At 33.4% G+C, this 7670-nt stretch carries 9 protein-coding genes and 3 pseudogenes; 9 read left to right on the top strand and 3 right to left on the bottom strand.

The annotated features are described in order from the left end of the window. From BD31_RS03275 to BD31_RS03255, 7 genes and pseudogenes are all read left to right on the top strand, one after another. Positions 1–226: pseudogene (locus BD31_RS03275) on the top strand (translation initiation factor IF-5A); the annotation flags it as partial. Positions 227–340: 114 nt separating this feature from the next. After that, positions 341–865, top strand: coding sequence for a Dph6-related ATP pyrophosphatase (locus BD31_RS03270; protein WP_008298525.1), 525 nt, complete (start codon positions 341–343; stop codon positions 863–865). A gap of 46 nt (positions 866–911) precedes the next feature. Next, a pseudogene (locus tag BD31_RS11095) lies at positions 912–1001 on the top strand (hypothetical protein); the annotation flags it as partial. Between the two features lie 21 nt (positions 1002–1022). Further along, positions 1023–2348 (top strand): signal recognition particle receptor subunit alpha, encoded by a 1326-nt coding sequence (locus tag BD31_RS03265; protein WP_008298513.1) that lies wholly within the window; start codon positions 1023–1025, stop codon positions 2346–2348. Between the two features lie 23 nt (positions 2349–2371). Continuing rightward, positions 2372–2761 carry a hypothetical protein gene (locus tag BD31_RS10695; RefSeq protein WP_008298529.1) on the top strand — a complete coding sequence of 130 codons (390 nt, stop codon included), beginning with the start codon at positions 2372–2374 and terminating at the stop codon, positions 2759–2761. Between the two features lie 40 nt (positions 2762–2801). After that, positions 2802–3518: a hypothetical protein gene (locus BD31_RS10690; RefSeq protein ID WP_008298522.1), complete on the top strand. Its 717-nt coding sequence runs from the start codon at positions 2802–2804 to the stop codon at positions 3516–3518. A gap of 169 nt (positions 3519–3687) precedes the next feature. Further along, positions 3688–4395 (top strand): hypothetical protein, encoded by a 708-nt coding sequence (locus tag BD31_RS03255; RefSeq protein WP_008298518.1) that lies wholly within the window; start codon positions 3688–3690, stop codon positions 4393–4395. A gap of 98 nt (positions 4396–4493) precedes the next feature. Here BD31_RS03255 and BD31_RS03250 read toward each other — a convergent pair whose 3' ends face one another. Next, entirely contained in the window at positions 4494–4667 is a 174-nt protein-coding gene (locus tag BD31_RS03250; protein ID WP_008298511.1) for a 30S ribosomal protein S27ae, read from the bottom strand. Then, the gene (locus tag BD31_RS03245) at positions 4667–5053 is read right to left on the bottom strand and encodes an eS24 family ribosomal protein (protein WP_048097405.1); all 387 of its coding nucleotides are present in this window, start codon (positions 5051–5053) and stop codon (positions 4667–4669) included. Before BD31_RS03245 ends, BD31_RS03250 begins: the two co-directional genes overlap by 1 nt. Positions 5054–5137: 84 nt before the next feature. Here BD31_RS03245 and BD31_RS03240 point away from each other — a divergent pair, with 84 nt between their 5' ends. Next, positions 5138–5698, top strand: a complete 561-nt coding sequence (locus BD31_RS03240; protein WP_008298530.1) for a DUF309 domain-containing protein — start codon at positions 5138–5140, stop codon at positions 5696–5698. On the opposite strand, the gene BD31_RS03235 is transcribed toward BD31_RS03240, so the two are convergent. Further along, positions 5682–6965 (bottom strand): BPG-independent phosphoglycerate mutase family protein, encoded by a 1284-nt coding sequence (locus BD31_RS03235; protein ID WP_008298527.1) that lies wholly within the window; start codon positions 6963–6965, stop codon positions 5682–5684. The genes BD31_RS03240 and BD31_RS03235 overlap by 17 nt on opposite strands. A 232-nt stretch (positions 6966–7197) precedes the next feature. Between BD31_RS03235 and BD31_RS03230 the strand changes: the two are divergent. Further along, positions 7198–7670, top strand: a pseudogene (locus BD31_RS03230) (galactose-1-phosphate uridylyltransferase); the annotation flags it as partial.

The following is a 7670-nucleotide window of genomic DNA, read 5'->3' as shown; positions in this document are numbered from 1 at the left end:
TGTGGGTCCTGTCAGCATGCAAGTTCATGTCCCAATGATTAACAAGAAAGTAGGCCAAATAATTTCAATTAACGGTGATGTCGTACAAGTCATGGATTCTGAAACATTTGAGACTCTGGATATCAGTTTGATTGATGATGAAGTCAAAGGCAAATTGGAGAATGGACAAAATGTGGAATACTGGGTTGTAATGGATAAAACTAAAATCATGCGCATTAAGAACTAATGCGGATGCTGATGATGAGCGGAAAAGCCGTCTGAATATTGATGAGGATTATGAGTAATGAAGCATCTTTTTTCAACAAATTCAAATGTTTGTTGAATTGATTTTTTTTAGATTATGAGATTAGCTTCCCTATTTTCAGGTGGAAAAGATAGCACATTTGCAATCTATTTGGCACAAAAACAAGGGCATGAAATAGTATGTCTTTTGAGCATTTTTCCAAAGTCAGAAGAAAGTCATTTGCTACATCATCCAAATATGAAGTGGACTCATCTCCAATCACAATCTATGAACATCCCTCAATTGACTATTCATTCCTCATCTGATGAGCCTGATGATGAATTAATAGCATTTGGGAATTTATTACAAACTGCAAAAGACCAATTCAATATTGAGGGCTTAGTACATGGTGGAATCAAAAGCAAATTTCAAAAAGAAAAATTTGAGACTATGTGCTCAAAATTTAATTTAATAGCAATTGCACCATTGTGGAATGCTGAACCATATCCATACATGAATAATTTACTTGATTCTGATTTTGAATTTATTATGACCACTGTTTCATCTGATGGGCTAAATGATTCTTGGCTTGGTAAGTCAATTACAAAATCCGATGTTGATATTTTAAAAAAATCTTTCTGAAAAATATGGATTCAACTTAAATTTTGAAGGAGGTGAGGCCGAAACATTTGTTATTGATTGCCCTCTTTTTTCAAATTCGATTAAAATTAAAAAATATGAAAAACATGGGATGGGTATAGAGGAAGGTTTGAAATAGTGGATGCGGAGTTAAATTACAATGCTTGATGGACTCAAGAATAGTTTAAGTGACGCAATCAAAAAGATTGTCAAATCTTCAGGAATTGATGAGGAGTTAATCAAAGAGTTATCCAAAGACGTTCAAAGAGCATTGTTGCAATCTGATGTTAATGTGCGCTTAGTTTTAGATATTACAAAACATCTTGAAGAACGTGCCCTAAATGAGATTCCTCCTCCAGGACTTTCACGTAAAGACCACATAATTAAGATTCTATATGATGAACTTTCAAAATTGCTTGGGAATGAATCTGATTTTAATTTTAAACCTGGAACCCAAAATAAAATTATCCTTTTAGGAATTCAAGGAAGTGGGAAAACTACTGTGGCATCTAAACTTGCCAAATTTCTATCTCGTCAAGGATACAAAGTTGGAGTTATCGGAGCTGATACTTATCGACCTGGTGCATTAGTTCAGCTTAAAACAATGTGTGAAAAATCAAATGTTGAGGTTTATGGTGAAGAAAGTAACAAAGATTCTCCTAATATTGTAAAAAATGGTCTGAAACATTTTGAAGGACAACCATTAGATGTAATTTTAATTGATACTGCAGGTCGTCATAAAGAAGAAAAGGATCTTCTTGAAGAAATGGAAAGAATTAACAAAGTAGCAGATCCTGATTTGGCTTTACTTGTTATCGATGGGACTATTGGACAACAGTGCTTTAATCAAGCAGAGGCATTTCACAATACAATTCCTGTCGGTGGTATCATTATTACTAAATTAGATAGTTCTGCAAAAGGAGGCGGTGCACTTGCTGCATCTGCAGCTACTGGTGCACAAATCATGTATATTGGAACTGGTGAAAGAATTGATGATTTAGAAAAATTCTCGCCTACTAGATTTGTTGGGCGACTTCTTGGTATGGGTGATATTCAAGCTGTATTGGATTTGGCAAAAAGATTAGAAAATGAGGGTGATGATGTTCGAATGAAAAGAATCTCTAGTGGAAAAATGAATATGGATGATTTCTTTTATCAGCTAGAAGAAGTAACAAAAGTTGGTTCTCTGAAAGGACTTCTTGATAGTATGCCTGGACTTTCTGGTATGGTGAAAAATGATCAAGTAGATCAAATGGAGGATCGAGTTTCAAAATGGAGATACATAATTCAAAGTATGACTAAAGAAGAAAAAGCAGATCCTGATTTGTTAAATTCATCTAGGATCAAAAGAATCGCACGAGGTTCTGGATGGCCTGAAGGCGAAGTTAAAGAGCTTGTCAAAAATTATAAAAACTCTAAGAACATGATGAAGGCTTCTAAAGGACGTCAAATGCAAGGCACTCTTAGGAAAATGGGTTTAGGATAATTCTCCGAGTAAATTTTTCTAATATGACTAAATATCAAAAAATTATCCCGACTGCAAATCAAATTATCAAAAAATACAATCTATGTGATAATTGTTTAGGCCGACTATTCTCTAAAAAATTACATCTTTCATCCAACAAACTACTAGGCAAAAAGCTCAAAAAAAATCTAGATTTACCCCAAAAGTGCTATATTTGTAAAAATTTGTTTGATCATCTAAACAATTATTTAAAATTAATGCATGATGCATCATCTGGGTATTCTTACTCATCTTTTAGTGTTGGTGCTATGATCAAACCATCCATTATTGATAGGGATGACTATATTCGTTCTAAATACAAACTAAAAGGAATTGATAGTATCAAGACTGACATAACGAAAGAATTAGGCAAATCTTTTTCGAAAAAAATCTAAAAAAAGTATTGATCATCAGGATCCTGATATCACTTTTACTTTGAATTTAAAAGATGAATTATGTCAATTACGTTCAAAACATGTCACTTTTTCTGGACGATATGTGAAAAATCAGAGAGGAATAGCACAAAAACAAAAACCCTGTGATAATTGTTCTGGTAAAGGATGCCGAATTTGTAATTTTCATGGGATTTCAGAATTTGACAGTGTTGAAGGTTTGATCTCTAAATTTCTTTTTGAAAAACTTGGTGGGACAATTGCTAAATTTACATGGATTGGCGGTGAGGATAAATCAAGTTTAGTTTTAGGATCTGGACGACCTTTTTTTGTCAAAATTCAAAACCCTCTAAAAAGAAATTTGAGATTGAATCGAATTAAACTTGATTCACTTGAAATCAATAATCTGAAAATTGCCCACGAATCTCCTAAAAAACCTGTAAAATTCATTTCATTAATTGAGGTAAAAATCTCTACAGAGTTTACAGTCGATGCTAAAAATCTGAAAAAATTAAAAGATCTTAAAAAACAATCTATAGTGGTTTATGATAAATCTGGAAAACGTTCAGAGAAGAAAGTTTTTAGCGTGACATATAAAAAAAACTCCAATAACTCCTTTATCATGAAATTAAAAGCTGAAGGAGGCCTACCTATCAAGAGGTTTGTGACTGGTGATGATGTTTCCCCTGGTTTATCTCAGATTCTTGACACTCAATGCATGTGCCAAGAATTTGATTTTCTTGATATTGAAGTACAATGATAACAATTAACTAGCACTAAATATCGTAAACTTACATGCCAATGAGAAAAAAAATAAACATCAAAGACATGCTGATCAAAGAGCTGAAACACGCAAAAAAAAGAAAATCGGAAAACCTAGATCCTAATCGGATTAACCTTTTTACGTTCAAAGTTTTCGAGGAGACATATTGGATCCGTTAGTACGTTTCAAAGATGCACATTCAAAAGGAATTATTCCTGATGATGTTTATGATCTTGTCTTGACTCGTTTTCATATTGTTTTGTCTGGGATAGGTAGAATTGAAAAAGCGTCTGGAATTCAGTATCCTGTAGCTTATGTGGATCCTTCACTTGTAATTTCATCCCCTAATCCAAATTCATTTGAGTATGGTATTCTGTTTGCTAGGACTATTCCAATTATGTTTGAAGAAAAATTTCAGGTAGTGATTCAAATTTCTGCTCCTTTGATTGCATATGGTCTTAAAGGAACAATACATGCAATTTTGGCACATGAATTTCTTCATTTTCTTGATTTGATGAGAAAAATTTCAAAAATGGAATTAATTTCTGATGAGATTTCTGGAAACTTATTTGAGAATGTATATAGTGATGAAACCCGGTTGTTTGAACCAAGAGTTGTCTTCAAAGATCGTACTTTGTTACATCACATCACAAAAAAATTCCCTGCAGGATTTCGTGATTATAAATTGGAAGATAAAGTGATGAAATTTTGGGCTGGAAAAGATCTTCCTAAATCTAATATTTCCTTAGATACAAACACTGTAAAATTATCCGCAGAATCCCTTTCTAAAATCAAATTAGATCCCGCATTTATTTTAAAAATTCAACAACTAGAAGAAAAAAGTATTAAGATCCATAAAAAAAGATTGTACTGATCTATCTTTTATCTCTACATGGATTTGGTTGAATCAGAATTTTTAATTACAATCAAAATTATTTGAAACTATGATGTGTACTTGTGATTTTAAAATAATTATTGGTTAAATTCTGTTAGTCCACATTTCCCACAGGTGTGTCTATCTTTGTGTTCTGACATGTATACTCCTTTTCCACATCTTGAGCAAATTTTTCTAGTTCTTGTTAGTTTCTCTCCGTCAATTTTAAAATATTTGTAAACGTTAGGACTGGAACCTTTTTTTCCTGCCATTATTCTGCCTTCTCCTCTACTTCTGCTGTTTCTTCAACTTTTACTTCTGCTGTTTCTTCAGCAGATGCCTCTGTCGCTGCTGCCTCGGCTTCTGCAATTTTGGCTTTTGTTTTTTCCAATCTTGAGAAGATTGTAGGGTTGATGTGTTTTTTTGCTAATGTTTCATCGTTGTAAACATAGAAAATTCCTGTGACTAATGATTTTCCTACTTGTGTTTTTAATCTGATTGGAATCACAACTTTACCGTCAAGTTTGAATTCTTTTGTAATCATGTCTGCTGCTTCTAGGCTTCTGAGTTTGCCACCTAATCCTGCAAAATTGCATGTAATCTCTCTTCTTGAGAGGAAGGTATTATCCACATCTGCAATTGTCTGAATGATAGACATGTATCCAAAATCCTTTGGATATTTCATATAAACCTTGATTGGAATTACAGAAGAAATTTAAGAAAATCCTATTCAAACAATGCCATGGAGCGGTATATGATTCATTTAAAAAATACTGGCTATTCTCCTAAAAATTCTCGTGAACTAGTTTACAAAGCTAGGGATCTAACATCTGGCATGAATGCATCAATTCGAATTGCTAGGGTTGCTAGAAATTTTCTAGAATTTGATGTTGCTGTAGAAAAAGACGATCTTGATTCTCTTGTTGAAAAATTGTTGCCTATTGGACCTGTTGACAATATTCGACACGTGGTAGAAGAGGAGATTGAAAAGGAACAAGGGATAACTGATGGTATTTTCTATTTTAATAATGAACGATTCTGGGAAAGTCATGAGGCCTTTGAAGGTGTCTGGAAACAATGTTTTGGTAGAGAAAAAGAAGTTGTACAAGGAATAATTTTAATGGCTGTTGCGTTTGCCCATGCACAAAAAAATGATATTAGTATTGGAATCGGAATGCTTAGAAGAGTTTTGGATAAATTAGGAACTTCCCCTTCTACATATCATTCAATCGACATTGATAGAATCAGAAACAAAGCCAAAGAAATGCAGCAATCAAATAACTTGGTTATATTTGAGATTTAATTAACTCTAGAGATTTAGTTACTACTTCTGCTCCTTGAAGTAATCCTATGCTTCCTTTCTTTGCTTGTTGTTCGGTCATTCTTGTTGTTCCATCATTTTTGATAAAGTCCCCTGAAACCAAAACTGGAACCGGATCATCACTATGACCTTTGTTTATACAAGGTGTAGAGTGATCAGCGGAAATGACAATTGCAACTTTACTTGAATCAATGTTTTCAACAAGAGTTTTAAAAAATCGTTGATCAATCTCTTCGATGTTTTTCATCTTGCCTATGGCATCTCCATCATGACCGAATTCGTCTGGTCCTTTAAGATGAACATATATGGAATTTTGAGTTTCCATTGCTTTTGCAGCAACTTTGGCCTTTTCTTCATAATCTGTCAATCCTCCTGCCTCAAATGCTTTCATTTTTAGAACTTCCGAAATTCCAAGTTCTACTGGCATATCTACTATACATGAAAAATTCATACTATATTTCTCGTTAATTGGAATCACGTCTGGGTATCTGTTTCCTGCATCTCTGAGCAGAATACAGCTGAGTTGTTTTTTGTTTTGCATTTTTCTTTTTTTATTAATTTCACTGTCTTTCATTATTTTAATTGCATTTTCTGAAAATTCATTTACTAAATTTGCTGTAAACTTGGATTCTTTGGTATCTTCAAGTGGTAAACATTTTTCAATTTTTAAAAAATCGCCAACAGCTTTTGCAACCCCCATACCGCCGATATTGCTGTATGCAGGATCAGTGTTTGTAATTTTTGATGATAATTGAGAATTTGTTCGAATTCTAACTGTAACACGATGTCCAATAGTTGGCGATACTACTACAGATGTATCTCGGCTTGAAAGCCTGATTTTTTCTTCAATTTCTTTTGCAATTCCATCTGCATCTTCTTTTTCAATATTCCTCCCCGCTCGCCTATCTATGATTACTCCTTCTTCGTCTAATGTCGAATAATTCCCTCTTAATGCTAAATCCCCATCTTTAAAGTCAATCCCAATCCCAATTGCTTCGATAACTCCTCTACCTACATACTCTGCATGGTTGAATTTGTATCCTAACATGTTGAATACTGCAATGTCTGATTCTGGAGCTATTCCTTTTCCTACTGATATGACTTCTCCTATGGCTCCATTACTGGCAATTTTATCTAATGTCGGAGTATTTGCAGCTTCTAGTGGTGTCTTTCCATCCAAATCTGGATGTGGAAGATCTCCTACACCGTCTAAAAGAACGTAAATCATGTGAATATCAGAATTATTCATAAGATTCTCTGTTTAATTCGATCTAATTCTCTCCTTTAAATCTTGCAACAACATTTGCGATCACAATGAAATACATTTAATTTTTCTTTCTTGATTTTTTTAAAATCATTTTTCTTTGATGAAAATAAGAAAGTCTTAATTTTGTGGAGTTTTATGTATTGATAATTTTTAATCATAAATTTTATTTGATCTTAGTAAACGTTTTAACAGTGATTTACTTCTAGTTACAATTATGGGGGATATGCGCAAAGATTATGTTTCTGAGCGTTTCATGATTGTATCAAAAAAAGATGACAAAGTTACTGATCCCAAAAAATCTCCGTATGCACCTGGCAATGAATCTATGACAAATCCTTCTGTATTGTCTCTTGTTGCAAAAGATGGAATGCTTCAACGTTTACAAGATAATGAAGATGAATATGTTAAGGGGTGGGCAATTAGAGTTTTTGAAAGTAAAAATCCAATAGTTTCAATTGAAACTGAAAATTCATACAGTGATAGACCATTTTACAGTGAACCGGCATACGGCTATCATTACATTGTTGTTGCATCACCCAATGAAAAAGATACTTTTGCAACAATTGATACTGAACAATGGTCAAATGTTTTAGTTGTTGTCCAGGATAGGCTGAGATGGCTTTACACTCAAAAAGGTGTAACCTATGTTTCAATTTATGCTGACCATGGTGAATTGGCAGGAAATCT

It is taken from the genome of Candidatus Nitrosopumilus salarius BD31, assembly GCF_000242875.2.
Classification (GTDB): Archaea; Thermoproteota; Nitrososphaeria; order Nitrososphaerales; family Nitrosopumilaceae; genus Nitrosopumilus; species Nitrosopumilus salarius.
Note: the sequence above shows the minus strand (reverse complement) of the source record. Positions and strands in the feature narration are given on the sequence as shown.

Coding starts and splice junctions, on each gene's coding strand:
- BD31_RS03250 (WP_008298511.1), bottom strand. CDS start 4,667: ATGGCAGGAAAAAAAGGTTCCAGTCCTAACGTTTACAAATATTTTAAA.
- BD31_RS03265 (WP_008298513.1), top strand. CDS start 1,023: ATGCTTGATGGACTCAAGAATAGTTTAAGTGACGCAATCAAAAAGATT.
- BD31_RS03235 (WP_008298527.1), bottom strand. CDS start 6,965: ATGAATAATTCTGATATTCACATGATTTACGTTCTTTTAGACGGTGTA.
- BD31_RS03245 (WP_048097405.1), bottom strand. CDS start 5,053: ATGTCTATCATTCAGACAATTGCAGATGTGGATAATACCTTCCTCTCA.
- BD31_RS03240 (WP_008298530.1), top strand. CDS start 5,138: ATGGAGCGGTATATGATTCATTTAAAAAATACTGGCTATTCTCCTAAA.
- BD31_RS03270 (WP_008298525.1), top strand. CDS start 341: ATGAGATTAGCTTCCCTATTTTCAGGTGGAAAAGATAGCACATTTGCA.
- BD31_RS10695 (WP_008298529.1), top strand. CDS start 2,372: ATGACTAAATATCAAAAAATTATCCCGACTGCAAATCAAATTATCAAA.